This window comes from Streptomyces sp. NPDC032126 (assembly GCF_055580085.1).
Genome location: NZ_JBVIMA010000009.1, coordinates 67990 through 94079, shown reverse-complemented (window position 1 = coordinate 94079; position 26090 = coordinate 67990). Strand labels below are relative to the sequence as shown.

Annotated in this window: 25 protein-coding genes, 1 tRNA gene and 1 riboswitch; of the genes, 15 read left to right on the top strand and 11 right to left on the bottom strand. The window is 71.4% G+C overall.

All coding sequences use genetic code 11. From position 1 onward, the window contains the following. Positions 1 to 106 precede the first annotated feature (106 nt). The 8 genes from ACZ5NW_RS29820 (at position 107) to ACZ5NW_RS29785 (ending at position 9221) form a co-directional block, all read left to right on the top strand. Entirely contained in the window at positions 107 to 1075 is a 969-nt protein-coding gene (locus ACZ5NW_RS29820; protein ID WP_468747059.1) for a LysM peptidoglycan-binding domain-containing protein, read from the top strand. Between the two features lie 206 nt (positions 1076 to 1281). Next, positions 1282 to 1449: riboswitch (cyclic di-AMP (ydaO/yuaA leader) on the top strand. A gap of 4 nt (positions 1450 to 1453) precedes the next feature. Continuing rightward, on the top strand, positions 1454 to 2137 hold the full coding sequence (locus tag ACZ5NW_RS29815) for a transglycosylase family protein (protein ID WP_468747058.1): 684 nt from the start codon (positions 1454 to 1456) through the stop codon (positions 2135 to 2137). Between the two features lie 342 nt (positions 2138 to 2479). Further along, a complete protein-coding gene (gene eno, locus ACZ5NW_RS29810; RefSeq protein ID WP_468747057.1) occupies positions 2480 to 3766 on the top strand; it encodes a phosphopyruvate hydratase in 1287 nt (428 codons plus the stop codon). A 117-nt stretch (positions 3767 to 3883) separates the two neighbouring features. Further along, positions 3884 to 4360, top strand: coding sequence for an FtsB family cell division protein (locus ACZ5NW_RS29805; protein WP_468747056.1), 477 nt, complete (start codon positions 3884 to 3886; stop codon positions 4358 to 4360). Positions 4361 to 4389: 29 nt separating this feature from the next. Then, positions 4390 to 4989: a DUF501 domain-containing protein gene (locus ACZ5NW_RS29800; protein WP_468747055.1), complete on the top strand. Its 600-nt coding sequence runs from the start codon at positions 4390 to 4392 to the stop codon at positions 4987 to 4989. Then, a complete protein-coding gene (locus ACZ5NW_RS29795; RefSeq protein ID WP_468747054.1) occupies positions 4986 to 5927 on the top strand; it encodes a Ppx/GppA phosphatase family protein in 942 nt (313 codons plus the stop codon). Before ACZ5NW_RS29800 ends, ACZ5NW_RS29795 begins: the two co-directional genes overlap by 4 nt. Positions 5928 to 6371: 444 nt before the next feature. After that, a complete protein-coding gene (locus ACZ5NW_RS29790; protein WP_468747053.1) occupies positions 6372 to 7748 on the top strand; it encodes an NAD(P)/FAD-dependent oxidoreductase in 1377 nt (458 codons plus the stop codon). Between the two features lie 183 nt (positions 7749 to 7931). Then, positions 7932 to 9221, top strand: coding sequence for a class I SAM-dependent methyltransferase (locus tag ACZ5NW_RS29785; RefSeq protein ID WP_468747052.1), 1290 nt, complete (start codon positions 7932 to 7934; stop codon positions 9219 to 9221). A gap of 63 nt (positions 9222 to 9284) precedes the next feature. On the opposite strand, the gene ACZ5NW_RS29780 is transcribed toward ACZ5NW_RS29785, so the two are convergent. Next, positions 9285 to 11813: an ABC transporter permease gene (locus tag ACZ5NW_RS29780; protein WP_468747051.1), complete on the bottom strand. Its 2529-nt coding sequence runs from the start codon at positions 11811 to 11813 to the stop codon at positions 9285 to 9287. Then, a complete protein-coding gene (locus ACZ5NW_RS29775; RefSeq protein ID WP_468747050.1) occupies positions 11813 to 12616 on the bottom strand; it encodes an ABC transporter ATP-binding protein in 804 nt (267 codons plus the stop codon). The genes ACZ5NW_RS29780 and ACZ5NW_RS29775 overlap by 1 nt, the downstream gene beginning before the upstream one ends. Before the next feature lie 405 nt (positions 12617 to 13021). Here ACZ5NW_RS29775 and ACZ5NW_RS29770 point away from each other — a divergent pair. The 3 genes from ACZ5NW_RS29770 (at position 13022) to ACZ5NW_RS29760 (ending at position 15476) form a co-directional block, all read left to right on the top strand. After that, positions 13022 to 13105, top strand: a tRNA-Leu gene (locus ACZ5NW_RS29770). Between the two features lie 145 nt (positions 13106 to 13250). Continuing rightward, entirely contained in the window at positions 13251 to 14423 is a 1173-nt protein-coding gene (locus ACZ5NW_RS29765; protein ID WP_468747049.1) for a 4-hydroxybenzoate 3-monooxygenase, read from the top strand. A gap of 162 nt (positions 14424 to 14585) precedes the next feature. Continuing rightward, the gene (locus ACZ5NW_RS29760; RefSeq protein WP_468747048.1) at positions 14586 to 15476 is read left to right on the top strand and encodes a Bax inhibitor-1/YccA family protein; all 891 of its coding nucleotides are present in this window, start codon (positions 14586 to 14588) and stop codon (positions 15474 to 15476) included. An 88-nt stretch (positions 15477 to 15564) separates the two neighbouring features. Here ACZ5NW_RS29760 and ACZ5NW_RS29755 read toward each other — a convergent pair whose 3' ends face one another. Further along, positions 15565 to 15795 (bottom strand): DUF4287 domain-containing protein, encoded by a 231-nt coding sequence (locus ACZ5NW_RS29755; protein WP_468747047.1) that lies wholly within the window; start codon positions 15793 to 15795, stop codon positions 15565 to 15567. A gap of 92 nt (positions 15796 to 15887) precedes the next feature. Between ACZ5NW_RS29755 and ACZ5NW_RS29750 the strand changes: the two genes are divergently transcribed. After that, positions 15888 to 16199 carry a hypothetical protein gene (locus tag ACZ5NW_RS29750; protein ID WP_468747046.1) on the top strand — a complete coding sequence of 104 codons (312 nt, stop codon included), beginning with the start codon at positions 15888 to 15890 and terminating at the stop codon, positions 16197 to 16199. A 48-nt stretch (positions 16200 to 16247) separates the two neighbouring features. On the opposite strand, the gene ACZ5NW_RS29745 is transcribed toward ACZ5NW_RS29750, so the two are convergent. The 3 genes from ACZ5NW_RS29745 to ACZ5NW_RS29735 all read right to left on the bottom strand — a co-directional run bounded on the left by ACZ5NW_RS29745 (position 16248) and on the right by ACZ5NW_RS29735 (position 19686). After that, positions 16248 to 17039 carry a hypothetical protein gene (locus ACZ5NW_RS29745; protein WP_468747045.1) on the bottom strand — a complete coding sequence of 264 codons (792 nt, stop codon included), beginning with the start codon at positions 17037 to 17039 and terminating at the stop codon, positions 16248 to 16250. A 271-nt stretch (positions 17040 to 17310) separates the two neighbouring features. Next, positions 17311 to 18531: an acetyl-CoA C-acetyltransferase gene (locus ACZ5NW_RS29740; RefSeq protein WP_468747044.1), complete on the bottom strand. Its 1221-nt coding sequence runs from the start codon at positions 18529 to 18531 to the stop codon at positions 17311 to 17313. A 135-nt stretch (positions 18532 to 18666) separates the two neighbouring features. Continuing rightward, positions 18667 to 19686: an SGNH/GDSL hydrolase family protein gene (locus ACZ5NW_RS29735; protein WP_468747043.1), complete on the bottom strand. Its 1020-nt coding sequence runs from the start codon at positions 19684 to 19686 to the stop codon at positions 18667 to 18669. A 149-nt stretch (positions 19687 to 19835) separates the two neighbouring features. Here ACZ5NW_RS29735 and ACZ5NW_RS29730 point away from each other — a divergent pair, with 149 nt between their 5' ends. Beyond that, complete coding sequence (locus tag ACZ5NW_RS29730; protein WP_468747042.1) at positions 19836 to 21224, top strand: cystathionine beta-synthase; 1389 nt, start codon at positions 19836 to 19838, stop codon at positions 21222 to 21224. 378 nt (positions 21225 to 21602) lie between these two features. Here the strand turns inward: ACZ5NW_RS29730 and ACZ5NW_RS29725 are convergent, their stop codons facing one another. Continuing rightward, on the bottom strand, positions 21603 to 22052 hold the full coding sequence (locus ACZ5NW_RS29725; RefSeq protein ID WP_468747041.1) for a hypothetical protein: 450 nt from the start codon (positions 22050 to 22052) through the stop codon (positions 21603 to 21605). A gap of 143 nt (positions 22053 to 22195) precedes the next feature. Here ACZ5NW_RS29725 and ACZ5NW_RS29720 point away from each other — a divergent pair, with 143 nt between their 5' ends. Next, entirely contained in the window at positions 22196 to 23032 is an 837-nt protein-coding gene (locus ACZ5NW_RS29720; RefSeq protein ID WP_468747040.1) for a MurR/RpiR family transcriptional regulator, read from the top strand. Positions 23033 to 23140: 108 nt separating this feature from the next. After that, complete coding sequence (locus ACZ5NW_RS29715) at positions 23141 to 23725, top strand: hypothetical protein (RefSeq protein WP_468747039.1); 585 nt, start codon at positions 23141 to 23143, stop codon at positions 23723 to 23725. Positions 23726 to 23788: 63 nt separating this feature from the next. On the opposite strand, the gene ACZ5NW_RS29710 is transcribed toward ACZ5NW_RS29715, so the two are convergent. Genes ACZ5NW_RS29710 through ACZ5NW_RS29695 form a run of 4 tightly spaced genes read right to left on the bottom strand, consistent with a single transcriptional unit; the run spans position 23789 to position 26085 of the window. After that, a complete protein-coding gene (locus ACZ5NW_RS29710) occupies positions 23789 to 24163 on the bottom strand; it encodes a roadblock/LC7 domain-containing protein (protein WP_468747038.1) in 375 nt (124 codons plus the stop codon). Between the two features lie 14 nt (positions 24164 to 24177). Beyond that, the gene (locus ACZ5NW_RS29705) at positions 24178 to 24675 is read right to left on the bottom strand and encodes a roadblock/LC7 domain-containing protein (protein ID WP_468747037.1); all 498 of its coding nucleotides are present in this window, start codon (positions 24673 to 24675) and stop codon (positions 24178 to 24180) included. Positions 24676 to 24709: 34 nt separating this feature from the next. Then, positions 24710 to 25696 carry a transcriptional regulator gene (locus ACZ5NW_RS29700; protein WP_468747036.1) on the bottom strand — a complete coding sequence of 329 codons (987 nt, stop codon included), beginning with the start codon at positions 25694 to 25696 and terminating at the stop codon, positions 24710 to 24712. Continuing rightward, the gene (locus tag ACZ5NW_RS29695) at positions 25693 to 26085 is read right to left on the bottom strand and encodes a hypothetical protein (RefSeq protein WP_468747035.1); all 393 of its coding nucleotides are present in this window, start codon (positions 26083 to 26085) and stop codon (positions 25693 to 25695) included. The genes ACZ5NW_RS29700 and ACZ5NW_RS29695 overlap by 4 nt, the downstream gene beginning before the upstream one ends. Positions 26086 to 26090 lie beyond the last annotated feature (5 nt).

The window sequence follows — 26090 nt, the reverse complement described above, 5'->3', positions numbered from 1 at the left end:
CGTATGCCGCTACGTTCACTCGTCAGTGTGACGGGCGGGCCGCGCCGGTTCATCGTGCCTGTCGTGCCCGTCGCGCGGTCAGGATTGTCGTGAGAAAGGCTTCCGCATGCTCTCCGGGAACGGTCGTCACCGTCGCCCCCGTCAGGCTCCGGCGCTCCTCGTCGCGGCCGGAGTGACCGGATCCGCCATCGCCATTCCGCTCCTCGGCGCCGCCGGTGCGAACGCGGCGGAGGGCACGGTCTGGGACAAGGTGGCCGAGTGCGAGACCGGCGGCTCCTGGAGCGCCACCGATACGGCCAAGGGCGAGTACGGCGGGCTGAGCCTCACTCAGGACGACTGGGAGCGGTACGGCGGCCTCGACTACGCGCCGAGCGCCGACCAGGCCAGCCGCAACCAGCAGATCGCCGTGGCGCAGAAGGTCCTCGCCGCCGAGGGGATCGGCGCGTGGGGCACCTGCGGGCTGACGTCCGGGCTCACCCAGGCCAATGGCGCGCTCGACGTGGACACCGGCGTGGCCGATGGTTCGTCCGACTCGTCCATTTCCTCCGGACTGTCCGATCTGTCCAAGGGTTCGTCCGGCAAGTCCGGTTCCTCCACTTCCTCCCCCTCGTCCGGTTCCTCGACCGGTGCCTCCACCGACCCGGCCGCCGGCGCGAACAGCGCGTCCCCCTCGCCCTCTTCGTCCGCCGCGACCGGCACCGCCGGTACGCCCGGAGCGTCCACCGGAAAGGGTGGCGCGCAGGCGCCGGACAGCTCGCCCACAGCGAGCCCGGAAGCGGAGAACTCGGACAAGTCGGGCCAGGAAGCGGGCTCTTGGAGCCTCGTGGACACCGGCGCCATCGGCACCGGCAAGCATCGCGGGGCCAGTGCCGACGAGAGCGCCGAGGCCGGCGCCCGCGCCCAGGAGGCGGCCGGCTCGTACACGGTGCGCGTCGGGGACACGCTCGCCTCCATCGCCGACTCCCTTGGCGTCAGCGGCGGATGGAATGCCCTCTATGAGCAGAACAAGGGCGTCATCGGTGCCGACCCCAGCGCCATCATGCCCGGTCAGACCCTGTCCGTCGCGGGCAAATAGGGCGGAAACACCGCGCGGAATCAGGGGAGTTAGCGTCCCACTTCACTCCGGAATGTCCGGTTTGGTGAAAGTGTGGGATGAGTCTCAGAAGCCCTGATCGTCTTTGAAATTCCGCGGAGCGCGTGTCTACGGTCGTGACCGCTCGGCAACCCGAGCCCCGGCTGCCGCAACGCCGAATCCTGCCAGCGGCCGCCCGGGAACAGTCGTCGCGTCAAGCGCCGTAGGCAGGAGCGGGGGACCCAAGGTAAGTGCCGGGCCCAGCAGTTCACGCTGGACCGGCTTGGGGTGAAGTCGCGCACCGCAGGGTGTGCGACCGGGCAACTCAACCGGCCCGAACCCGACAGCTCACCTCGCAGGCGTCGGTGAGGGGATCGATCCATGCTGTTTTCCGGCAAGGGCAAGCACCGTCGTCCGTCCAAGGCCACCCGCGCCATCGCCATCGCCGGCGTCACCACCGCCGCCGTCGCCGCCCCGCTGATGGCGGCCGGCAGCGCCTCCGCCGCCACGGCCTCCGAGTGGGACGCGGTCGCCCAGTGCGAGTCCGGTGGCAACTGGTCCATCAACACCGGCAACGGTTACTACGGCGGTCTGCAGTTCTCGGCCTCCACCTGGGCCGCGTACGGCGGCACCGCGTACGCCCCGCAGGCCAACCAGGCCACCAAGGCGCAGCAGATCGAGATCGCCGAGAAGGTCCTCGCCTCCCAGGGCAAGGGTGCCTGGCCGGTCTGCGGCACGGGCCTGTCGAGCGCCACGTACACCGGCGGCTCCGGCACCGCGTCGAACACCACGACCACCACCCGCTCGACCGAGCAGAGCGCCTCCCGCTCCACCGAGCGCCCGGCCGCCACGACCCCGAAGTCGAGCAAGACGGTCACCACGCCCACCGGCAAGAAGGTCAAGAAGGGCGACGGCGAGTACAAGGTCGTCAAGGGCGACACCCTCAGCACCATCGCCCAGAAGCACAAGGTCAAGGGTGGCTGGCAGCACCTGTTCAAGCTGAACAAGGACATCGTCCAGGACGCCGACCTCATCTACCCGGGCCAGCAGCTGCACCTGAAGTGACCCCCGGGTCCCGTCGGACCACACCGCCCTCAGGTCCGGGTCTTCCCCCGTGAGGACCCATGAGGGCGACCCCCCGTCCCCACGGGCTCCCCGCCCCGGTGCGTCTCCCCCCGTACGCACCGGGGCGGGGTTTCTCTTTGCCTGGTGGCCACTTTCCTTTGTGCCGGTCGACCACTCCCGTGTGCCTGTTGAGCACTCCCCCTTTGTTCCGGGCAGGAACAATGTGTACCGTCAGTGCGTCCACAGGGCGGTCGGTCGGCTGCCGACGCCCCTCGGGCGGTTAGGCTCTAGTCGCAAGGCCCTCGGGCCCCGCACTCTCTCAGCGTCACATCCCAGAAGGAGATGCTCGTGCCGTCCATCGACGTCGTCGTAGCCCGGGAAATCCTGGACTCCCGAGGCAACCCCACGGTCGAGGTCGAGGTCGGCCTCGACGACGGCAGCACGGGTCGTGCCGCCGTCCCGTCCGGCGCCTCCACCGGTGCCTTCGAGGCCATCGAGCTCCGCGACGGTGACCCGAACCGCTACCAGGGCAAGGGTGTCGAGAAGGCCGTCCTCGCCGTCATCGAGCAGATCGGCCCGGAGCTCGTCGGCTACGACGCCACCGAGCAGCGCCTGATCGACCAGGCCATGTTCGACCTGGACGCCACCGACAACAAGGGCTCGCTCGGCGCCAACGCCATCCTCGGCGTCTCCCTCGCCGTCGCCCACGCCGCCTCCGAGGCCAGCGACCTCCCGCTCTTCCGCTACCTGGGCGGCCCGAACGCGCACCTGCTGCCGGTGCCGATGATGAACATCCTGAACGGCGGCTCGCACGCCGACTCCAACGTGGACATCCAGGAGTTCATGATCGCCCCGATCGGCGCGGAGTCCTTCTCCGAGGCGCTGCGCTGGGGCACCGAGGTCTACCACACCCTCAAGAAGGTGCTGAAGGGCCGCGGCCTGTCCACCGGCCTCGGTGACGAGGGCGGCTTCGCCCCGAACCTCGGCTCCAACCGTGAGGCCCTCGACCTCATCCTCGAAGCGATCAAGGAAGCCGGCTACGCGCCCGGCGAGCAGATCGCCCTCGCGCTCGACGTCGCCGCCTCCGAGTTCTACAAGGACGGCAAGTACCTCTTCGAGGGCAAGGAGCGCTCCGCCGCCGAGATGACGGAGTACTACGAGGAGCTCGTCGCGGCCTACCCGCTCGTCTCCATCGAGGACCCGCTGTTCGAGGACGACTGGGCCGGCTGGAAGGTCATCACCGACAAGCTCGGCGACAAGGTCCAGCTGGTCGGCGACGACCTGTTCGTCACCAACCCGGAGCGCCTGGCCCGCGGCATCGAGGAGGGCACCGCCAACGCCCTGCTCGTGAAGGTGAACCAGATCGGCTCGCTCACCGAGACCCTGGACGCCGTCGAGCTGGCCCAGCGCAGCGGCTTCAAGTGCATGATGTCGCACCGCTCCGGCGAGACCGAGGACGTCACCATCGCCGACCTGGCCGTCGCCACCAACTGCGGCCAGATCAAGACCGGCGCCCCGGCCCGCTCCGAGCGCGTCGCCAAGTACAACCAGCTGCTGCGCATCGAGGAGATCCTCGACGACGCCGCGGTGTACGCCGGCCGCAGCGCGTTCCCGCGCTTCAAGGGCTGAGCCGTAGCCGTACAGGGCTGAGCCGTAGCCGCACAAAGAGGCGTCGTCCGTACGTCCCCGTACTCGGTCCCGTACCGTGTGCGGGGACGTACGCGCGTGTGAGAACGGGAGTGAGAGATGGCCGTCAAGGACCGGGACCGTTTCTCCACCGCGACCAGGATCCGGCTGCTCGGCGAGCAGACCGCGGCCCGTGTCTACCGCTCCCAGACCCGCCGGCAGGCCCGCCGCTCCCGGCTCACCGGCCGGGCCGCGCTGCTGGCGCTGGTGCTGTGCTCGCTGATCGTCGCCCTGGCCTACCCGATGCGCCAGTACGTCTCCCAGCGCGCCGAGATCGCCGATCTGCAACGGGAGCGGGAGCAGGCGCGGCAGCGGGTGGAGGACCTGCGCGACCTCAAGGCGCGCTGGCAGGACGACGCCTACGCCGAGCAGCAGATCCGGTTGCGGCTGCACTATGTGCTGCCGGGCGAGACGGGTTACGTCGTCATCGACCCCGAGGCGGCGAAGCAGGCCCGCGCCGACCTGGGGGCGGCCGACCGCCCCTGGTACTCCAACGTCTGGGACGGGGTCGACCAGTCCGACGCCTCCGACCGATGACCGATAGCAGAAAGACACCCTCAGGAACGATGGAAACGCCCCCGCCGACCACGCCCCGCACCGAGCCCACCGACGCCGACGTGGAGGCGTTCAAGCAGCAGCTCGGGCGGCCGCCGCGCGGGCTGCGCGCCATCGCCCACCGGTGCCCCTGCGGGCAGCCGGACGTCGTCGAGACCGCGCCGCGGCTGCCGGACGGCACCCCCTTCCCGACGCTGTACTACCTGACGTGCCCCAAGGCGAACTCCGCGATCGGCACGCTGGAGGCGAACGGCGTGATGAAGGAGATGACCGAGCGGCTGAAGACCGACCCGGAGCTGGCCGCCGGGTACCGGGCCGCGCACGAGGACTACATCCGGCGGCGGGACGAGATCGAGGAGCTGACGGGCTTCCCGAGCGCGGGCGGCATGCCCGACCGGGTCAAGTGCCTGCACGTCCTGGTCGCGCACTCGCTGGCCGCCGGGCCGGGCGTGAACCCCCTGGGCGACGAGGCGCTCGCGATGCTCCCCGAGTGGTGGGCCAAGGGCACCTGTGTGACGTCGGGCAAGGACGAGAAGGCCGAGAAGGACGAGAAGGCCGAGAAGGCCGAGAAGGACGGGGACGTGACGTCCGTGAAGGAGGACGAGAAGTGACCCGCGTCGCCGCCATCGACTGCGGCACCAACTCCATCCGGCTGCTCGTCGCCGACGCGGACCCCGCCACCGGGGAGCTCGTCGACCTGGACCGGCGCATGACGATCGTGCGGCTCGGACAGGGCGTCGACCGGACCGGCCGGCTCGCGCCCGAGGCGCTGGAGCGCACCTTCGCCGCCTGCCGTGAGTACGCGGCCGTCATCAAGGAGTACGGCGCCGAGCGGCTGCGCTTCGTCGCCACCTCCGCCTCCCGGGACGCCGAGAACCGCGACGAGTTCGTGCGCGGGGTGCTGGACATCCTGGGCGTCGAGCCCGAGGTCATCAGCGGCGACCAGGAGGCGGAGTTCTCCTTCACCGGGGCGACCAAGGAGCTCGCGGGCCGCGGGCACCTCACCCCGCCGTACCTCGTCGTGGACATCGGCGGCGGCTCCACCGAGTTCGTCGTCGGCGAGGAGCATGTGCGGGCGGCCCGGTCCGTGGACGTCGGCTGTGTGCGGATGACGGAGCGGCACCTGGTCGTGGACGGCGCCGTCACCGACCCGCCCTCCGCGGAGCAGATCGCGGCGATGCGCGCCGACATCGCGGCCGCGCTCGACCTCGCCGAGCGGAGCGTTCCGCTGCACGAGGCGCGCACCCTGGTGGGCCTCGCGGGGTCCGTCACGACCGTCTCGGCGATCGCCCAGGAGCTGCCGGCGTACGACTCCGCGGCGATCCACCACTCCCGGGTGTCCGTGGAGCGGGTCCGGGAGATCACCGAGTGGCTGCTGGGCTCCACGCACGCGGAGCGCGCGGCGATCGGCTCGATGCATCCGGGCCGGGTGGACGTGATCGCGGCGGGCGCGCTCGTCCTGCTGTCCGTCATGGAGCGGATCGGCGCCCGGGAGGTGGTCGTGAGCGAGCACGACATCCTCGACGGCATCGCGTGGTCGGTGGCGTAGGTCTCTTTTGTTACTGGCGGGTAGCACTCCGCTGAGCAGTACGGATAACGTTTGAGCTACTCCAGGGGGCCTTTCGGGGCCCCCTGATGACGTCCCGTCGGAAAACTTCGTGAAGTTCTTCACAAGGAAAAGGGCCCGCAGGAGGGCCGGAGAGGGGCCGGTTGGCCCTTCCGGGGGGTCAGCACCCGTATGAACGTGTTCAAAACAGGGCTACAGTGGCCTTGCGTGCAGGTGTCACGGAGGTGATCCGGGACCCCCTCACAGGGCCCGCCGAGGCCCGGAGAGGCAGCTCACGCGGCATTGACAACGGGTCGGACCGGACGCCGGTTCCCACCCCGCACCATGATCTGGATCACGCGGGTCGCGGAGGATAGCACACACCCTGTCGAAGCTTGTGAAGGGGCGCACGAGCCACCCCCCTGGGGCGGGTGGATACTCGATGGCATGAGCACCACGGAGCGTCCCAGGATCCTCGTAGTAGGCGGTGGGTACGTAGGCCTGTACGCAGCTCGGCGCATCCTCAAGAAGATGCGCTACGGCGAGGCGACCGTCACGGTCGTCGACCCCCGGTCGTACATGACCTACCAGCCCTTCCTCCCCGAAACCGCCGCCGGCAACATCTCCCCGCGCCACGTCGTCGTCCCGCTGCGGCGCGTGCTGCCCAAGGCGGAGGTCCTCACCGGTCGGGTCACCACCATCGACCAGGACCGCAAGGTCGCCACGATCGCCCCGCTGGTCGGCGAGGCGTACGAGCTGCCCTTCGACTACCTGGTGATCGCGCTCGGCGCGGTCTCCCGCACCTTCCCGATCCCCGGCCTCGCCGAGCAGGGCATCGGTATGAAGGGCATCGAGGAGGCCATCGGCCTGCGCAACCACGTGCTGGAGCAGCTCGACAAGGCCGACTCCACCACCGACGAGGAGATCCGCCGCAAGGCGCTCACCTTCGTCTTCATCGGCGGCGGCTTCGCCGGCGCGGAGACCATCGGTGAGGTCGAGGACCTGGCCCGCGACGCGGCCAAGTACTACAAGAACGTGTCCCGCGAGGACATGCGCTTCATCCTCGTCGACGCCGCCGACAAGATCCTTCCCGAGGTCGGCCCCAAGCTCGGCCAGTACGGCAAGGAGCACCTGGAGAGCCGCGGCGTGGAGATCTACCTCTCCACCTCGATGGAGTCCTGCGTCGACGGCCACGTGGTGCTGAAGAACGGCCTGGAGGTCGACTCCAACACCATCGTGTGGACCGCCGGCGTCAAGCCGAACCCGGTCCTGTCCCGCTACGGCCTTCCGCTCGGCCCGCGCGGCCACGTGGACACCCAGGCCACGCTCCAGGTCCAGGGCACGGACTACATCTGGGCCGCCGGCGACAACGCCCAGGTCCCGGACCTCGTCGGCCGCAAGGCGGGCAACGAGAACGCCTGGTGCCCGCCGAACGCCCAGCACGCGCTGCGCCAGGCCAAGGTCCTCGGCGACAACGTGGTCTCCGGCATGCGGGGCTTCCCGCAGAAGGAGTACAGCCACGCCAACAAGGGCGCGGTCGCGGGCCTCGGCCTGCACAAGGGCGTCGCGATGATCGTCATGGGCAAGATGAAGATCAAGCTCAAGGGCCGTCTCGCCTGGTACATGCACCGCGGCTACCACGGCCTCGCGATGCCGACCTGGAACCGCAAGATCCGCGTCTTCGCCGACTGGACGCTCGGCATGTTCCTCAAGCGCGAGGTGGTCGCCCTCGGCGCCCTGGAGACCCCGCGCGAGGAGTTCTACGAGGCCGCGAAGCCCGTGCCGGCGGCCGAGCCGAAGAAGACCGAGGTGAAGGCTTCCTGACCGGTACCGGTCACTGAGCAGCCGACCGAAGGACCTCCCGCCATCCGTGGTGCGGGAGGTCCTTCGGCGTTTCCTCCCGGCTTCCGACGGGTCGTCACCCCTCAGGGGACGATGTCGGGGGCATCCTGGTGTCTACGTGGTCACTGGACACCGGGATCGTTCACCGTCACGGAGGTGCGCGCCATGGCTGACGCCGCGTCGCGGCTGCTGGGCCTGCTCGAAGAACTGCTGGGAGTCCCGCTCCCGGTCCGCGTACGCGCCTGGGACGGTTCGCAGGCGGGCCCGCCCGACGCCCCCACCCTGGTCGTCCGCAACCGGCGGGCCTTGCGCCGACTGCTGTTCAAGCCCGGCGAACTGGGCCTGGCCCGCGCCTGGGTGGCCGGGGACCTGGAGATCGAGGGCGACCTCTACATCGCGCTCGACCGGCTCTCCGGACTGATCTGGGAGCGCGGCGAGGACTCCCGTACGCTCGCCCGGACGCTGCGCGATCCGCGCGCGCGGGCCGCCGTCCGAGGGCTGTTCCGGCTCGCCGGGCCGCCGCTGCCGCCCGCCCCGCCCCCCGAGGAGGTCCGTCGCCGCGGCCACCTCCACACCCGCCGCACCGACCGCCGCGCCATCAGCCACCACTACGACGTCGGCAACGACTTCTACGCCCTCGTCCTCGGGCCCTCCATGGTGTACTCCTGCGCCTACTGGCCCGATCCGGACAGCACCCTGGAGACCGCCCAGCGCGACAAGCTCGAACTCGTCTGCCGCAAACTCGATCTGAGAGCGGGTCAGCGGCTCCTCGACGTCGGCTGCGGCTGGGGCTCGCTGGCCGTGCACGCCGCCCGCGAGCACGGCGTGCGCGTCGTCGGCATCACGCTCTCCCACGAACAGGCCGCCTACGCCCGCAAACGCGTCGCCGAGGAGGGGCTCACCGACCGGATCGAGATCCGCGTCCAGGACTACCGCGACGTCACCGACGGGCCCTACGACGCCATTTCCTCCATCGGCATGGCCGAACACGTGGGCAGCGAACGGTACCTGGAGTACGCGCGGGACCTCCACCGGCTGCTGGCCCCCGGCGGACGGCTGCTCAACCACCAGATCGCCCGCCGCCCGCAGCGCGACGAGACGTCGTACAACGTCGACGAGTTCATCGACGCCTACGTCTTCCCGGACGGCGAACTCGCCCCCCTCGGCACCACCGTCACCCAGCTGGAGCGGGCCGGCTTCGAGGTGCGCGACGTGGAGTCCCTCCGCGAGCACTACGCCCTCACCCTGCGTCGCTGGGTCGCCCGGCTGGAGGCCGACTGGGACCGGGCGGTGGTGCTCTCCAGCCCCGGCCGGGCCCGGGTCTGGCGGCTGTACATGGCCGCCTCCGCCGTCGCCTTCGAACGCAACCGCATCGGCGTCAACCAGGTCCTCGCCGTACGGACCCCCGCGTCGGGGGAGTCGGGACTGCCGCTGCGCACCCGCACCTGGAACTGACCGCGACGGCGTGAGGGGCCCGAGTCACCGGTGACTCGGGCCCCTCACGCGCGCGTGGGCCGCCTACTCCGCCTTGATGGCCTGGAGCGTGTTCAGCCGCGCCGCGCGCCGCGCCGGCCACAGGGCCGCCAGGACGCCGACCGTGCCGGCCAGCAGCAGGAAGACCGCCATCCGGGTCCACGGCAGAACCAGCTCGTACGTCGGCATCGTGGCGCCCAGCAGCTCGCCGGCCGCCCAGCCGAAGAACACGCCGAGACCGATGCCGAGCACCCCGCCGAACAGGGAGATCACCAGGGACTCCAGCCGGACCATCCGCTTCACGCCGCGCCGGTCCAGGCCGATCGCCCGCAGCATGCCGATCTCCTGGGAGCGCTCGAACACCGACATCGCGAGGGTGTTGATGACACCGAGCACCGCCACGATCACGGCCATGGCGAGGAGGCCGTAGAGCATGTTCAGGATCAGCGTGAACATCTTCGCGATGTCGTCGGAGAGGTCCTGCTTGCTCTGCACCTTGATGGCCGGGTTGACGCCGAGGGCCTTCTCCAGGCGGTCCTTGGTGCCGTCGGAGGCGCCGCCGGACGTCTTGACCATGACCCGCATGTCGGCCGGGTCGTCGAGGTGCGGGGTGAGGGTGGCGTTGTCGAGCAGGATGCCGTTGATCAGGTCGTTGCCCTCGTAGACCCCGGAGACCGTCAGACGCTGCTTGCGGCCGTCCTCGTAGGCGAGGGAGAAGACCGAACCGGCCCGCCAGCCGTGGGCCTTGGCGGTGTCGTCGTCGACGACGGCCCGGTCGCCGCCGACCGTGAAGGAGCCGTTCTCGACCTTCAGGTCGGTCAGCTCGCCGATCGCGGAGCCGTTGACCCCGGTGAGGTACTCGGTCTCGCCGTCGATCCGGGAGGGCGCGCCCCGCATCGGGCTGAGCGCGGTGACGCCGTCGACGCCCTCCAGCTTGCGCTCGACGTCCGGCGAGAGCGCGTTGCCGTTCGCCATGGACACCACGTAGTCGGCGCGGATCGCCGAGGAGGCCATCTTGTCGATGGACGTCTGCAGGCTGCCCGCCATCACGGTCATGCCGGTGATGAGGGTGAGGCCGATCATCAGCGCGGAGGCGGTGGCGGCCGTGCGGCGCGGGTTGCGCACCGAGTTCTGGCGGGCCAGCTTTCCGGAGATGCCGAAGATCCGCAGGACCGGCGCGGCGGCCGCGATCAGCGGGCGGGACAGCAGCGGGGTGAGGATGAAGACGCCGACGATGAGGAGGACCGCGCCGATCCCCATGGGGGCCTGGCCGTCCGAGCCGGACATCGACGTCGCCGCGAGGACGACGGCGATGCCCGCCGCCGAGAACAGCGCGCCCAGCGTGTTGCGCAGCACCAGCGACTTGGTGGTCGCCTTCGCGTGCACGCTGCTCATCGCCGCGACCGGCGGGATCTTCGCGGCGCGCCGGCCGGGCAGCCAGGCGGCCAGCATGGTGATGACGATGCCGACGGCGAGCGCGGCGACGACCGTGCCGGGCGAGATGACCAGCGGGCCGTCGGGGACGGTCGCGCCGAGCGTGCCCATCAGGGACCGCAGCCCGGCGCCGATGCCGATGCCCGCGACCAGCCCGGTCACGCCCGCGACCGCGCCGACGAAGAACGCCTCGACCAGCACCGACCGGGTGATCTGGCGGCGGGAGGCGCCGACCGCGCGCAGCAGGGCCAGCTCCTTGGTGCGCTGGGCGACCAGCATGGTGAAGGTGTTGGCGATGATGAAGGTGCCGACGAAGAGCGCGATGCCCGCGAAGACCAGCAGGCCCTGCTTCAGACCGCTCATCGACGAGGAGATCGCCTCGGCCTGGTCGTCGGCGAGCTTCTTGCCGGTTGTGGTCTCCACGAGGCCGCCGGGCAGCGCCCGGTCGAGGGCGGACTTCAGCGCGGTCTGGGAGGTACCGGAGGCGGCCCGCACATCGATCTCGTCGTAGGTGCCGGGCTTGCCGAACAGCGTCTGCGCGGTCGCCGTGTCGAACAGGGCGAGGCTGCCGCCGGCGGCGACATTGCCGTCGTCCGTGGTGAAGATCCCGGTGATCTCGGGGGACAGGACGGGCCCGTCGACCGAGAGGCGCACGGTGTCGCCGACCCGGTAGCCGGCGCGGCGCGCGGTCTCGGAGTCGATGGCGACCTGGCCGGCGCCGTGCGGGGCCGTGCCCTGCTTCAGCGGGTAGCGGGGGTCGTCGGTGCCCCAGTAGTTGCCGCCCTCGGACTGCCAGCCGCCGCCGATGAGCTTGCCGTCCTTGTCGGCGATCGCGGTGAAGCCGTGGACGACCCCGATCGTGGAGGCGGCGCCCGGCACCTTGCCGCTCCGGTCGAGCAGGGCCTGGGTGAGCTCGGGCGTCTTGCCGATGCGGTCGCCCCGGTCCTCCTGGGACTTGGGCCGTACGGCGACGTCGACCTGGTCGAAGCCCTTGGCGGAGCTGTTCTGGTAGGCGTCGGAGATGGTGTTGGTGAACACCAGGGTCCCGGAGACGAAGGCGACGCCGAGCATGACGGCGAGCACGGTCATCAGCAGCCGGGCCTTGTGCGCGAGGACGTTGCGCAGGGCGGTGCGGAACATCAGCTGGTGCGGCCCTTCGCGTCGAACTCGGGGGTCTGGGGGTTCCCCCCAGGAAGATGCCGCATGAAGTCGAGGACGTTGTCGGCCGTGGGGCGGTACATCTCGTCGACGATCCGTCCGTCCGCGAGGAAGATCACGCGGTCCGCGTAGGCGGCGGCGACGGGGTCGTGGGTCACCATCACCACGGTCTGCCCCAGCTCCCGCACGGAGTTGCGCAGAAAGCCCAGGACCTCCGCGCCCGAGCGCGAGTCGAGGTTTCCGGTGGGCTCGTCGCCGAAGATGATGTCGGGCCGGGAGGCGAGCGCGCGGGCCACGGCGACGCGCTGCTGCTGACCGCCGGAGAGCTGCGAGGGGCGGTGGCCGAGCCGGTCTTTCAGTCCGATCATCCCGATGACGGATTCCAGCCACTCCTGGTCCGGTTTGCGGCCGGCGATGTCCATCGGGAGGGTGATGTTCTCCAGCGCGGTCAGCGTCGGCAGCAGATTGAACGCCTGGAAGATGAAGCCGATCTTGTCCCGGCGCAACTTGGTGAGCTGCTTGTCCTTCAGGGAGCCCAGCTCGGTGTCGCCGATGCGCACGGAGCCGGAGGAGAAGGTGTCGAGCCCGGCCACGCAGTGCATCAGGGTCGACTTGCCGGAGCCCGAGGGCCCCATGATCGCGGTGAACTCGGCCTGCTGGAACTCGACGGAGACCCGGTCCAGGGCGACCACCTGGGTCTCGCCCTGTCCATAGATCTTCGACAGCTCCGTGGCGCGGGCGGCCACCGAGGTGGTCCGGGCGGCGGCGAGGGGGCTGGTGGTCACGGGGGCATGCTCCTGTCGGGACGACGGCGTGTTCTCGGGGGTTCGCTCACCATCGTCCCGGCCGTCGCGTGGCGGGGAGTCAGCCGCAGTTCTGGTTCCGGGGGGCGACTTCGGTCGGACGGGAGGGGGCCGTGTCATACCTGGGGATGACAGGCGCCCCTACCGCGCCGTGGGGCGAAAAGTGTCAAGAACCGGTGGAGCACCCTCGTTCGGGCGGTGAAATTCCGTCATTCCGTATACACGAGCGACCCCCGCAAGGAAGGCTGTTGGCAAGTGCGGATGGCGCGTTCCCGGGGCTGATGCTCCCTCAGACGCCAATAAAATAAGACAACATCGGGCTCTCCCCCCGCTGTTCGAGGGATGTGTCCCGATAGGCTCTGAACCGCGACGCGGAGCCCTTGGCCTGCCCAGATGGTGGAATGCAGACACGGCGAGCTTAAACCTCGCTGCCCCTTCGTGGGCGTGCCGGTTCAAGTCCGGCTCTGGGCACTTTCCGATGCGCCACACCCAGTGACGGGGCGCCGCACCTATGGGCAGTGCGCCGCACCCATTGACAGCCGACTCCGACGGGCGGAGACTCGCCACCTCTTGGTGAAAGAAACTTCACTGTGCGAACGCGAGAAGGGATCGCCCGATGCGCACCACCGTCGGCATCATCGGCGCCGGCCCGGCCGGCCTCCTCCTGGCCCGCCTCCTCGACCGGGCCGGCATCGACTCCGTCGTCCTGGAGAGCCGCGACCGCGCCTACGTCGAGCGGCGCCAGCGCGCCGGGATCCTGGAGCAGGGCACCGTGGACGTGCTGCGCGCGGCCGGCGCCGGCGAGCGCATGGACCGCGAGGGCCTGCGCCACGACGGCATCGAGCTGCGCTACGACAGGAAGCGCCACCGCGTCGACTTCCCCGCCCTCACCGGCGGACGGTCCGTGATGGTGTACGCGCAGACCGAGGTGTGCAAGGACCTCATCGCCCTCCGGCTGAAGGAGGGCGGACCGCTGCTGTTCGGGGCGCAGGCGCTGGCTGTCGAGGGCGCGGAGACCGACAGCCCCCGGGTGCGGTTCCGGCACGAGGGCGTCGAGGACGTCCTGGAGTGCGACTACGTCGTCGGCTGCGACGGCTTCTGGGGCGTGTCCCGCAAGGCCGTCCCCGAGGGGCTGAGCCGGGTCTTCGAGCGCGCGTACCCCTTCGGCTGGCTCGGGGTCCTCGCCGACGTCCCGCCCTCCCACGACGAGCTGGTCTACGCCCGCCACGACCGCGGCTTCGCCCTCCTGTCGATGCGCTCGCCCTCCGTCTCCCGCCTCTATCTCCAGGTCCCCGAGGGCACGGACGCCGAGGCGTGGGGCGACGAGGAGATCTGGGACGAGCTGGAGCGCCGCTTCGAGACGGCCGACGGCTGGCGCCTGGAACGCGGCCCGATCACCCAGAAGTCGGTGACCCCGATGCGGTCGTACGTCCACGAGCCCATGCGCCACGGCCGCCTCTTCCTCGCCGGCGACGCCGCGCACATCGTCCCGCCGACCGGCGCGAAGGGCCTGAACCTGGCCGTCGGGGACGTGGTGACCTTCGCGAGGGCGCTGGCGTACGAGAGGGAGACGGGCTCGCCCGAGCTGCTCGACGCCTACTCGCAGACCTGCCTGGGCCGCGTCTGGCAGGCCGAGCGGTTCTCGTACGACATGACGACGCTGCTGCACCGCGCTCCCGGGGCGACCGGCTTCGAGGACCGGCTGCAGCTCGCCCGGCTGGAGCGGATCGCCTCCTCCCGCGCGGCCGAGACCGATCTGGCGGAGGGATACACCGGGTTCGCCTTCTGACGAACCGGGAAGGAGGCCCTCCGGTGCTGGGGAATCACGCGGACGCGTAGCGTGTTGCGCAGCACGGTGAGGGAAAGATCCTCCGCAGGTAGTAGGGCCGATCCTTTGCCTTTCCATTACTCTTGAGCCAAGGTCCGCGACGTGCGGCCATGGAGGAGTGAAATGAGGAGCAGCAACCCGGTCTTCTCGCGACGGGGCTTCAGCCGCGACAACGGCTACGCGGGCTTCAACACCGCGCCGCAGGCCGGGTCTGTCGGCACCCAGGGCAACCCGTACGGCGCGCCCGCGGGCAACCCGTACGCCCAGAACCCGTACGCGCAGAACCCCTACGCCCAGCAGGGCGTGCAGCACGGCGCACCGCCGCAGGCCCCGGTCACCACCGGCCGGATGACGATGGACGACGTCGTCATGCGCTCGGCCATGACGCTCGGCACCGTCGCCGTCGGCGCGGTCCTCGCGTGGGCCCTGCTCCCGGTGTCGACCACGAGCTACGGCCTCGCCGTCGGCGCCGCGCTCATCGCGTTCGTCCTGGCGATGGTGCAGTCCTTCAAGCGCACGCCCTCGCCGGCGCTGATCCTTTCGTACGCCGCCTTCGAGGGCGTCTTCCTCGGCGTGATCAGCGAGATGTACAACAGCCGCTGGTCCGGCGCGCCCTTCCAGGCCGTGCTCGGCACCATGGCCGTCTCGGCCGCCACGCTGTTCGTCTACAAGGCCGGCTGGGTCCGCGTCACCGCGCGCTACGCCCGCATCGGCATGGCCATCGCCCTGGCCTTCATCCTGGTCATGGCGGTCAACCTGCTGCTGGTCGCCTTCGGCGTCGCCGACGACGGCGGACTGCGCAGCTTCGGCCCGCTCGGCGCGATCGTCGGCATCATCGCCATCGTGCTCGGCGCGTTCTTCCTGACCCTCGACTTCAAGCAGATCGAGGACGGCATCGCCTACGGCGCCCCGCGCGAGGAGTCCTGGCTGGCCGCGTTCGGCCTGACCATGACCCTGGTGTGGATCTACGTCGAGATGCTGCGGCTGGTCGCCATCTTCAGCGGCGACGACTGATCGGTCCGCCCCTCCCGGTGAGGGTCGGCACAAGGGCCCCGGAGTTCGTTCCGGGGCCCTTCTCCGTGGGTGTCCTTGCCCCGCGCGCTCACAGCAGTTTGCGCGCCGCCCTCCTCAGGTCGTACTCGTGGACGATCGCCTTCGCGTGGCCGTACGCGAGGTCGTACTCGTGGCGCAGCCAGCTGACCTTCTCCTCGAAGCGGAAGAGAGAGGGGCCTTCTTCGACGGTGCGCAGCCAGTCGGAGACTTCACGACCGGTGCAGTGGGGGATGCGGGCGAGCAGGTTGCGGTGGGTCTCCTCGGAGAAGACTTGGGACATCCGGCGCCTCCGAACGCATGGTGTAAGCCGGTTCTTCAGGTCACCGTGCCTGAGCGTTCGGCTGTTGGCAACAGTGCGGGTACGCTCGCCGCGTGGTTGATACGACTCCTCTCACCCGCGCCGTTGATCACTTCGCCGATCGGCTGCGGGCGGCGCCGCAGTCCCGTCTTCAACGGGGGGCCGCCGCGGAGGCGCTGGCGCTGGCCAGGCAGTTGGCCCGGTGGGCGCAGGTTGTCGAGGCGCCGGGGTGCGAGCCGCGCGAGATGCCCGACGCGGGGATGTTCGCGGCCGCCGATCAAATCACCGTCGCCGTCCACGACTTGGCCCTCGTGCTGTCGGACGAGGGCCAGGTGGCCGAAGCCGTGCGGTTGGTGGAGGAGGCGCAGAAGCGGGCGGGGGTCTGAGGGGCGCCGGCGGATGCGGGTGCGGTGTGGCCGGTCCGCAGCCTCGCGCTACAGGCTCGCGATGACGCGGTCCGCCAGGATGTACACGTTCTCCTCGCCGCACGCGAAGGTCAGGGTGTAGGCGCCCGAGATGCCGGAGCCGCCCAGGAGGACGGGGGGTTCGCCCGCCGTGAGGGAGGCCGCGAGGCGTTCCGCGGTCTCGCGGTGGCCCGGGGTCATGCACAGCGTCGTGCCGTCGGCGAAGACATAGACGTCGAGGGTGCCCAGGGGGCCCGGGCGGACGTCGGTGAGTTCCGTGCGGGACGCGGCGAGTTCCTCCAGGGCCGCCACCGTGCGTTCGTGGTCGTTCACGATCGGCGACTGGACCGGGACGAAGTCCGGGTGGGAGGGGTGGCGGCGACGGGCCGCGGCGAGTTCGGGGGAGTCCCCGGCGAACTCGTCGGCGTCGGAGGTCGGCTCCGTCACCGGCTCCAGGGGCTCCAGGCCGACGAAATCGGCCTGCCGGGGCAGGAACAGCTCACTGTCGGACAGACCCAGCAGGGAGGGCGCGTCGGAGGCGTCACGCGCCTCCTGAGCGGCCCAGAACGCCCGCGCCTCGGCCAGCTCCCGCTCCCGCTCCTCGGCGAGGGCCTCGGCGACGGCGGCGCGTATCTCGTCGGCGTCCGCGGTCGTACGGGCGGCGGGCACCAGACCATGGGCCGTCGCGGCGTGGCCGCCCGCGAACTCGGCGTGCAGGGCGGCGACCTGTCGGCGCAGCTGCAGAAGGGTGCGCAGAACGGCGACGCCCACGGCGCCGGTGGCGGCCGTGGTGACCAGCAGGGCGATCGGCATGGCGCTCACTGACTCACTCCCGGTTCAAAGTCGACCCCCGACTTCCTACATCAGCTTGAAGGGTGGACTATCCAGCTGTCAGTGCGTAACGTCACGAAACGGACAGGACTTTGGGCCTGGGGTTGGGTGATGAAACCGCTCTGATCTGCGCGTTCCCCATCGCGAGCGAGATAGGTCACACTCTGGGCGAAATTGGATCACAAATCGGCCCGGAGTTCGGGGGTATTCCGAATTCCGGGCCAATACGTGACCACAAGTGGCCCGCCGATTACGGAGAGACTCAGCTCAGGCGCTCGATGACCATCGCCATGCCCTGACCGCCGCCCACGCACATCGTCTCCAGGCCGAACTGCTTGTCGTGCCACTGGAGGGAGTTGATCAGCGTGCCGGTGATGCGGGCGCCCGTCATGCCGAAGGGGTGGCCCACGGCGATGGCGCCGCCGTTGACGTTCAGCTTGTCGAGGTCGATGCCCAGCTCGCGGTAGGAGGGGATCACCTGGGCGGCGAACGCCTCGTTGATCTCGACCAGGTCGATGTCGTCGATGGTGAGACCGGCGCGGCGCAGGGCCTGCCGGGACGCCTCGACCGGGCCGAGGCCCATGATCTCGGGGGAGAGGCCGGAGACGCCGGTCGACACGATGCGGGCGAGCGGGGTGAGACCGAGCTCGCGGGCCTTGGTGTCCGACATGATCACGAGCGCGGCGGCGCCGTCGTTGAGCGGGCAGCAGTTGCCGGCGGTGACCAGACCGTCGGGGCGGAAGACCGGCTTGAGGCCGGAGACGCCCTCCAGGGTGACGCCGGCGCGCGGGCCGTCGTCCTTGCTGACGACCGTGCCGTCGGGGAGGGTGACCGGGGTGATCTCGCGCTCCCAGAAGCCGTTCTTGATGGCTTCCTCGGCGAGGTTCTGGGAGCGGACGCCGAACTCGTCCATGTCCTGGCGGGTGACGCCCTTGAGGCGGGCGAGGTTCTCGGCGGTCTGCCCCATCGAGATGTAGGCGTCCGGGACGAGCCCGTCCTCGCGCGGGTCGTGCCAGGTGGAGCCGGTCGACTCGGCGACGGCGGCGGTGCGGGCCTCGGCCTCGGCGAAGAGCGGGTTGTGGGTGTCCGGGAGGCTGTCGGAGTTGCCCTTGGTGAAGCGGGAGACGGTCTCGACGCCGGCCGAGATGAAGACGTCGCCCTCGCCGGCCTTGATGGCGTGCAGGGCCATGCGGCTGGTCTGGAGGGACGAGGAGCAGTACCGGGTGATCGTGCAGCCGGGCAGGTGGTCCATGCCCATCTGTACGGCGACGATCCGACCGAGGTTGTTGCCCTGCTCGCCGCCGGGCAGACCGCAGCCGAGCATCAGGTCGTCGATGTCCCTCGGGTCCAGCTCGGGGACCTTGGCCAGGGCGGCCTGGATGATCGTGGCGGTGAGGTCGTCCGGGCGCAGGTCCTTCAGGGAGCCCTTGAAAGCGCGGCCGATCGGGGAGCGGGCGGTCGAGACGATCACGGCTTCGGGCATCACGGCTCCATTGGCATAGGGGGTCTTCCGGGCACGGCTGGTTGGGAAGTTACCTGTACGTATGGTTCAGGTCACGGGGGTTGGGGTGTGACCCTGGCCGCATCTTTCTAAGCGCTTGCTTTTCCCGGTCGCGGGTCACGTCACGGGTGCCTCGTCCGGTTCGGGTACCCGCCTCCTGCGGCGCCTCTTCAGCAGCGCCCAGGGACCGCGCGGCCCGGTCGGCATCGCCGCCGCGACCTCCGTACCGGCCTCCGCCGCCGCCTCCGCGGCCGCCCGCGCCACCGGCAGGAAGCCCTCGCGCCGACTCGTGTCCGGCCGCTCCTCCTCCGCCGGCCACAGGCCCAGCGCCGCGCACACCGTCGGCAGCACCGCCATCGCGGCCGTCGCGTACCCCTCCGCCGAGGGGTGGTACTGGTCCGGCCCGAACAGCTCCCGCGGGTTCTCCTCGAACTCCGGGCCCAGCAGGTCCCCCAGCGACACCGTCCGCCCGCCCTGCTCCACCACCCCGATCGTCTGCGCCGCCGCCAGCTGCCGCGACGCCCGCCGGGCCAGCCACCGCAGCGGCTGCTGCACCGGCTCGATCGTCCCCAGGTCGGGACAGGTGCCCACGACCACCTCCGCACCGGCGGTGCGCAGCCGTCGTACCGCCGACGCCAGATGGCGCACCGAGCGGGTCGGTGGCATCCGGTGGGTCACGTCGTTCGCGCCGATCATGATCACGCAGATGTCGGGCACCCGATCGGAGTCCCCGACGACGAGGGCGACCTGGCGGTCCAGGTCGTCGGAGCGGGCGCCGGGCAGCGCCACATTGCGCAGCTCCACCGGGCGCTCCGCCACCGCCGACAGCCCCGAGGCCAGCAGCGCCCCCGGGGTCTGCGCCGCCCGGTGCACCCCCTGCCCCGCGGCCGTCGAGTCGCCCAGCAGCACCAGCCGCAGCGGCTCGGCGCCCGGCGCGCGATACGCCCTGCCGTACAGCCCGTCCGCGTGCGGGACGTGCGCCTGCGCCCCGTGTCCGTTCACCTGGCGCCGGGCCAATCGCGCCTCCGCCAGCAGCAGTCCGACGACCGCCGCCCCGGCCAGGCCGATACCGCCGCCGCCGTACGCCGCGCCGGCCGCGATGCGCCGGGCCACTCTCGCCCTCGACGTGCTCGTCATGCCTCGTCGCCACCTCCTCTCAGCCGTACACCCACTCCTTGCCCCGTACGCACCGCCGCCCAATCGCGACGGGGAGTGAACGCCCCGCCCACGGCTTAGGCTGGCTGCACCACTACGACCACTGTTTTTGCAAGCAACCGGAGACAACGGTGCGATTCCACGACTCGATGATCAGCCTCGTCGGCAACACCCCGCTGGTGAGGCTCAACAGCGTGACCCAGGGCATCCAGGCGACCGTCCTCGCCAAGGTGGAGTACTTCAACCCGGGCGGCTCCGTGAAGGACCGCATCGCCCTGCGCATGATCGAGGCCGCCGAGCAGAGCGGGGAGCTCAAGCCGGGCGGCACCATCGTCGAGCCGACCAGCGGCAACACCGGCGTCGGGCTGGCGATCGTGGCCCAGCAGAAGGGCTACAAGTGCATCTTCGTGTGCCCCGACAAGGTGAGCACCGACAAGATCAATGTGCTGCGCGCCTACGGCGCCGAGGTCGTCGTCTGCCCCACGGCGGTGGACCCGGAGCACCCGGACTCCTACTACAACGTCTCCGACCGGCTCGTCCGTGAGACCCCGGGCGCCTGGAAGCCGGACCAGTACTCCAACCCGAACAACCCCCTCTCCCACTACCACTCCACCGGCCCCGAGCTGTGGGAGCAGACCGAGGGGAAGATCACCCACTTCGTCGCCGGCGTCGGCACCGGCGGCACCATCTCCGGCACCGGCCGCTATCTGAAGGACGCCAGCGACGGCGCGGTCAAGGTCATCGGCGCCGACCCCGAGGGCTCGGTGTACTCCGGCGGCTCCGGGCGTCCGTACCTCGTCGAGGGTGTCGGCGAGGACTTCTGGCCCACGGCCTACGACCGTACGGTCGCCGACGAGATCGTCCCCGTGTCCGACAAGGACTCCTTCCAGATGACGCGCCGCCTCGCCAAGGAGGAGGGCCTGCTCGTCGGCGGCTCCTGCGGCATGGCCGTCGTCGCCGCCCTGCGCGTCGCCGAGCGCCTCGGCCCGGACGACGTCGTGGTGGTCCTGCTGCCCGACAGCGGCCGCGGCTACCTCTCGAAGATCTTCAACGACGAGTGGATGGCGGACTACGGCTTCCTGGAGGACGAGGGCCCGAGCGCGCGCGTCGCCGACGTCCTCAACGACAAGGAGCACGGCGCCATCCCGTCCCTCGTCCACATGCACCCCGAGGAGACCGTCGGCCAGGCCATCGAGGTGCTGCGCGAGTACGGCGTCTCCCAGATGCCCGTCGTCAAGCCGGGCGCCGGTCACCCCGACGTGATGGCCGCCGAGGTCGTCGGGTCGGTCGTCGAACGCGAGCTGCTGGACGCCCTCTTCAACAAGAAGGCGTCGCTCGACGACCCGCTGGAGAAGCACATGTCGGCCCCGCTGCCGCAGGTCGGCTCCGGCGAGCCGGTCGGCGACCTGATGTCCGTGCTCGGCACGGCCGACGCGGCGATCGTCCTGGTCGAGGGCAAGCCGACGGGCGTCGTCAGCCGTCAGGACCTGCTGTCCTTCCTCGCCAAGAGCGGGAAGTAGCGGCGAATCCGCGGTGAACGGGGCCTGAACGCGGCGAACGTGCGGTGACCTGAACCGATCGGCGCGTCGCGGAAGTGGTACGAGGGTGTCACGTTCACGCAGCACACGCTTAACACGGGTCCGGCACATTGGTGGATGTCGGCAGGGCGGGAGCGGCTCCCCGCCCCAGCCGGCACCGAACGGCGCCAAGGACCTCCGGAGCGGCTCCCGGACCTCCAAGGACGCCATGGACGCGAGGCCCGGCCTGACCCGGCCCGCGTCCCTCGCGGGGACCGCCGTCGTCCCGCCCCCCGGTAACGGGGGTGCGGCGGTCCCCGCGCAACCTCTTCGCGTGCGGACCCTTCCCGCGCAACCTCTCCGCGTGCGGACCCTTCCCGGTCAGCCCTCCCAGTCGCCGTCCTTCGACGGCTTCCCCCGGCGGCGGAACACGCCCGGGTTCGTCCGGACCGCCTGGACCGCGTTCACGCCGACGATGCCGACCCAGGAGACCAGCAGTCCCGGCAGATGCGCGGTGCCCGCGCCGATCGCGGAGAGCGGGATCGCCAGCACCAGCGACACGATGCCGAAGCCGAAGCGCTCGCCCCAGGAATCGGTGGCCTTCGGGGAGCGGGAGTCGCGGGCCACCACCATCTGCTGCTCGGCCAGCTGCCGCCGCACCCGCCGCTCCACCGCCCCGTCGATGCGCTGGTCGACCTTCTCCAGGAAGGATTCGACCAGCGCCGAGTCGTACTCCTCACCCAGTTCCCTGCGGGCGTGCAGGGTGGCGTCGAGTTCCTTCTTCAGGTCGGCGTCGCGCGCGGCGTCCATGGTCGTCTCCCATCCCGTCATGCCCTCCACGCTACGGAGCCGGGGCGGCCGCCGCACTGGGGTTAGCCCCCCTCTCGCGGGTGACACCGCGGCGATCCCTTGCCCGCCCTGCATGAGGTCATGCAGAGTTCTAGGTGTCTGAATAAACAGAGGGGGAGCAGGTCATGACCGACAGCCCGGCCGCGCGGCTGCAGACGCTCTTCGAAGGGCACCGGCTGACACCGACCCAGCGGCGGATCGCGCACAGCATGGTCCGCCGGGCCGCCGACGTGCCCTTCCTGTCCAGCGTCGAGCTCGCCGAACTCGCCGGCGTCAGCCAGCCCTCCGTCACCCGCTTCGCCGTCGCCCTCGGCTTCGACGGCTACCCGGCGCTGCGCCGTCATCTGCGCGAGGTCGCGCCCGCCGACCAGGCCGCGGAGGCCGGCTCGCTCAACGAGTACCAGCAGGCCGTCGAGGCCGAGATCGAGAACCTGCGCCACCTCGCCGACATCCTCGCCGACCCGCGCCCGGTGCGGCAGGCCGGCCGGGTCCTCGCCGCGTCCCGCCCGCTGCCGGTGCTCGGCCTGCGCGCCGCCGCCTCGCAGGCCTACGGCTTCGCGTACTTCGCCGCCAAGGTCCACCCGGACGTGCGGCTGCTGCACGAGGGCGGCTCGATGGTCCACGACCGCCTCGACGCGGCCGTCCGCGCCGGAGCCACCGCACTGCTCTGCTTCGCGCTGCCCCGGCATCCGCGCGAGGTGCTGGACACCCTCGGCTACGCCAAGGAGGCCGGGCTGACCGTCGTCACCGTCGCCGACTCCGCGTTCGCGCCCGTCGCCAAGGTGTCCGACCTGCTGCTGCCGGCCGCCGTCGGCACCGGGCTCGCCTTCGACACGGCGTGCGCCCCGATGCTGCTCGGCCGGGTGCTGCTGGAAGCGATGTGCGACGACCTGCCGGACGCCCAGGCCCGCCTGGAGGAGTTCGACACCCGGGCGGCGGCCCGCGGACTGTTCGTGGAGTGAGCCTCGGGTCTCGGGCCTTCTCCGAGCCGTCGGAACTCTCAGACTCGTCTCACGTTTCCCCGCTAACCTGCCCGCCCGACAAGGTGTGCCGGACAAGGAGGCGGAAACGTGGCACGCGGAGGTCTGGGACTGGCCCGGGTGGCCGTCGTCGTACGCGCGGGGGCCGCCCCGCTGTGGTGGAGCGGGCTGTTCGCGGCCGGCGTCGGGCTGCTGGTGCCCGGCGTCACCGGCCGGCGGATCGGGGTGCCGGCGGGCGCTGCCCTGTTCATCGTGGCCGCCGCCGTGGTGGCGGTGCGCGGGCGCCGCAGGTTCGCGGCCCTCGCCCGGGGCGCCGCGCGGGCGGGCAAGTACGACGTGCTCCAGGACCGGCGGGTGACCGTCCGCACCTGGCGGCGCGGCCACCGCTGGTGGCTGCTCCTCGCGGCCGCTGCCGCCCTGGGTTCCTCCCTCGCCGTGCCCGCGGCCGGGGGCCTGCTGCTCGCCGGCTGCGGGGCCGGGCTGCGGCTGAAGGCCGCCTGGCTCGGGCGGCGCGAACGGGACGCCGACACCCTGTTGTGGGTGCGGGTGGACTGGCTGGACCGGCGCGGCGGACGCCCCGCCGGCAAGGCCGTCAAGGCGTATCGCGGCACCGGTCTCGCGGCGGGCGACGCGGCCCCGGGCGGGTCCCGCCGCCGCACCGCCGCGCTGGTGTGACGCTCCGGCCTCGATCTCGTCGCGGCCGGCTTTCGGGTGCTAGACCTCCAGGGTCTCCCTCTTCTAGACCTCCAGGGTCTCCTCGATCCGCTTCAGCTGGTGGCGGGCCATGGCCAGGTTGGCCCGCTTGGCGTCCAGCACCAGGTACAGGAAGAGCCCGCTGCCGCCGCGGCCGCCGACCAGCCGGATCAGGTGGTACTGGTCGCTCAGGGTGATCAGGATGTCCTCGATCTCGGCCTTGAGCCCCAGGTGCTCCATGGTGCGCATCTTGGCGCGGACGACATCGGTGTTGCCGGCGGCGGCGACGGTCAGGTCGAAGCTCTTGCTGCCGCCGATCGTGCCCAGCGCCATGCCGCTGGTGTAGTCGACGAGCGCGGCTCCGGTCGCGCCCTCGATGGAGGCGAGTGCTTCCTTGAGCGCGGTTTCGGTGTTGGCCATGACGGCGTTTCCTCTCAACTATCGGTAGTGGTACGGGTGTTGGTCGTAGGTGCGGTGGTACGGCTCGCCGCTCTGGCCCGGGAGGGCGGCTTGGCGGCCGGCCGGGTCGCGGATGGGGCGGGGGCGGGGGTCGGGGCGGGTGCGGCGATCTCCACGAGGTCGCCGATGCGCGTGCTCGCCCTGCGGCCCTCCAGGTGGAGCCGGCCGACGTTGACGCGGTCCTGGGCGAGCAGTGTCAGTACGGCGTGCTCGCCGGCGGCGTAGGTGGCGACGTAGCCGTACTGGCCGCGCAGCAGCAGTTCGCGCAACTCGCCCTGGCCGGTGGCGTCGGTGGTGCGCACCGCCACGCCGAGCGCGGCGGCGGTGAGCGCGGCCAGTCCCTCCGGTTCGACGCCCGGCGTGTCGTGGGCGAGGACGAGACCGTCCACGCTCGCCGCGAGCGCTCCGGTCAGGTGGGGCACGCGGGCGCGCAGCCGCCGGAGCTCGTCGAGTATCCCGGTCTCGTCCGCCATCAGATCTCTCCTCTCGGCGTACGGTCGTCGCCGCTCAAAGGGCCTCCAGCGCATCCCTGAGCCTCTTCAGCAGGGTGATGTCGGGGTCGTTGACGTGGGGCAGGACCAGGCCCGGCCGGGGCGGGGCCGGGTCCCGCCCGGGATCGGGTACGGAACGGGAACCGGAGTCGGGGACGGAACCGGAGTCGGGGCCGGGATCGGGGACGGGGCCGGGCGGCGGGGGTTTGGGGGAGACCAGGCCGGCGGCCGCCAGACGCCGGACGTCCGCCAGCGTGGGGAAGGCCCGCCGGCCCAGCGCCCGGGCGATGTCCGACGCGGTGCGCTCGCCGTCCACCAGGGCCAGCACCGCCCGGCGCCCGGCGGTGGGCACCGGCGCCGTGGCCGCCCCGGTCCGCAGCAGCGGCGCGGTGTCGGTGAGCGCCTGCGGCCAGAGGCGGTGCAGCAGCGCCCGGCGGCGCAGGGTCTCGCGCTCCAGGTCGGCCACGGCGACCGGGTGCGGGACACCGAGCGGGTGCGGGGCGCCGTAGCGGAAGCGGCCCGGGGTGCTGCTCGGGGCGAGGGCGAAGTACCCGGCGTCGTAGAGCGCGCCGAGGTGGCACAGCTCCAGGGCGCCGGGTGCGATACGGCCGGTGCCGAGCAGTCGGCGGGTCGCGGGGTGCGGCTGGTCCCCCGGGCCGCCCTCCTCGCCGGTGTCCCCGCGCGGGTTCGGGTACGGATCCCCGTGCGGGTCGGTGTACGGCCCCCCGTCCGCCTCCGTCAGCGCATGCCGCCAGGTGCCGGCGTCCAGCGTGCCGTGGGCGAGCAGGAGGGTGTCGAGGCCGGGCGCGAACGGGCTCTCGGCGTGCACCACGCGGCCGTCGGCGAGGTGGAGCGTGCCGTGCTCGCGCTCCAGGACGCCGGTGGCCCGCTCGGCGGCCAGCCGGGTCAGCATGGGGGAGACCCCGCTGTCCGCGCGCCCGCGAGCCGCGGCCCGGTCGCGTACCGGCAGCCGGGGTGCCGGGGCCGCCCTCGTCACGGTCATCCCAGCACCAGCCGTCCGGCCATCTCGCCCAGCCGGATCCGGGCCAGCGCGAGATTGCCCTCTGCCCGGCCCAGGAACACGTGCAGGAACACGCTGCTGTCGAAGGAGGTGGGCACGAACCGCAGCAGGTGGTAGCTGTCCCGGTTGCTGATGATCAGGTCCTCCAGCGGCGGGTCGGCCGCGTCGGCGCCGTCGTCCGGGGCGAGGGACCGCTGCTCGGCGGCCAGCCGGGCCAGTTCGGCGGCCTCGGCGGCGGCCGCCTCGTGGTCGCCGCCGGGGAACTCCCCGACCGTGCCGAGGGCCAGTCCGCTGGTCCAGTCGACCAGGGCGGCTCCCCGGGCGCCGGGCAGCCGCATGGCCTCCAGAAGGCACTCGTCGATTCCGGGCACCGTGG

Bases quoted from the DNA above. Each gene is read 5' to 3' on its own strand.
- ACZ5NW_RS29820 (WP_468747059.1), top strand. From the start codon at position 107: ATGCTCTCCGGGAACGGTCGTCACCGTCGCCCCCGTCAGGCTCCGGCG.
- ACZ5NW_RS29815 (WP_468747058.1), top strand. From the start codon at position 1,454: ATGCTGTTTTCCGGCAAGGGCAAGCACCGTCGTCCGTCCAAGGCCACC.
- eno (WP_468747057.1), top strand. From the start codon at position 2,480: ATGCTCGTGCCGTCCATCGACGTCGTCGTAGCCCGGGAAATCCTGGAC.
- ACZ5NW_RS29805 (WP_468747056.1), top strand. From the start codon at position 3,884: ATGGCCGTCAAGGACCGGGACCGTTTCTCCACCGCGACCAGGATCCGG.
- ACZ5NW_RS29800 (WP_468747055.1), top strand. From the start codon at position 4,390: ATGGAAACGCCCCCGCCGACCACGCCCCGCACCGAGCCCACCGACGCC.
- ACZ5NW_RS29790 (WP_468747053.1), top strand. From the start codon at position 6,372: ATGAGCACCACGGAGCGTCCCAGGATCCTCGTAGTAGGCGGTGGGTAC.
- ACZ5NW_RS29785 (WP_468747052.1), top strand. From the start codon at position 7,932: ATGGCTGACGCCGCGTCGCGGCTGCTGGGCCTGCTCGAAGAACTGCTG.
- ACZ5NW_RS29780 (WP_468747051.1), bottom strand. From the start codon at position 11,813: ATGTTCCGCACCGCCCTGCGCAACGTCCTCGCGCACAAGGCCCGGCTG.
- ACZ5NW_RS29765 (WP_468747049.1), top strand. From the start codon at position 13,251: ATGCGCACCACCGTCGGCATCATCGGCGCCGGCCCGGCCGGCCTCCTC.
- ACZ5NW_RS29760 (WP_468747048.1), top strand. From the start codon at position 14,586: ATGAGGAGCAGCAACCCGGTCTTCTCGCGACGGGGCTTCAGCCGCGAC.
- ACZ5NW_RS29755 (WP_468747047.1), bottom strand. From the start codon at position 15,795: ATGTCCCAAGTCTTCTCCGAGGAGACCCACCGCAACCTGCTCGCCCGC.
- ACZ5NW_RS29740 (WP_468747044.1), bottom strand. From the start codon at position 18,531: ATGCCCGAAGCCGTGATCGTCTCGACCGCCCGCTCCCCGATCGGCCGC.
- ACZ5NW_RS29735 (WP_468747043.1), bottom strand. From the start codon at position 19,686: ATGACGAGCACGTCGAGGGCGAGAGTGGCCCGGCGCATCGCGGCCGGC.
- ACZ5NW_RS29725 (WP_468747041.1), bottom strand. From the start codon at position 22,052: ATGACGGGATGGGAGACGACCATGGACGCCGCGCGCGACGCCGACCTG.
- ACZ5NW_RS29720 (WP_468747040.1), top strand. From the start codon at position 22,196: ATGACCGACAGCCCGGCCGCGCGGCTGCAGACGCTCTTCGAAGGGCAC.
- ACZ5NW_RS29710 (WP_468747038.1), bottom strand. From the start codon at position 24,163: ATGGCCAACACCGAAACCGCGCTCAAGGAAGCACTCGCCTCCATCGAG.
- ACZ5NW_RS29705 (WP_468747037.1), bottom strand. From the start codon at position 24,675: ATGGCGGACGAGACCGGGATACTCGACGAGCTCCGGCGGCTGCGCGCC.
- ACZ5NW_RS29700 (WP_468747036.1), bottom strand. From the start codon at position 25,696: ATGACCGTGACGAGGGCGGCCCCGGCACCCCGGCTGCCGGTACGCGAC.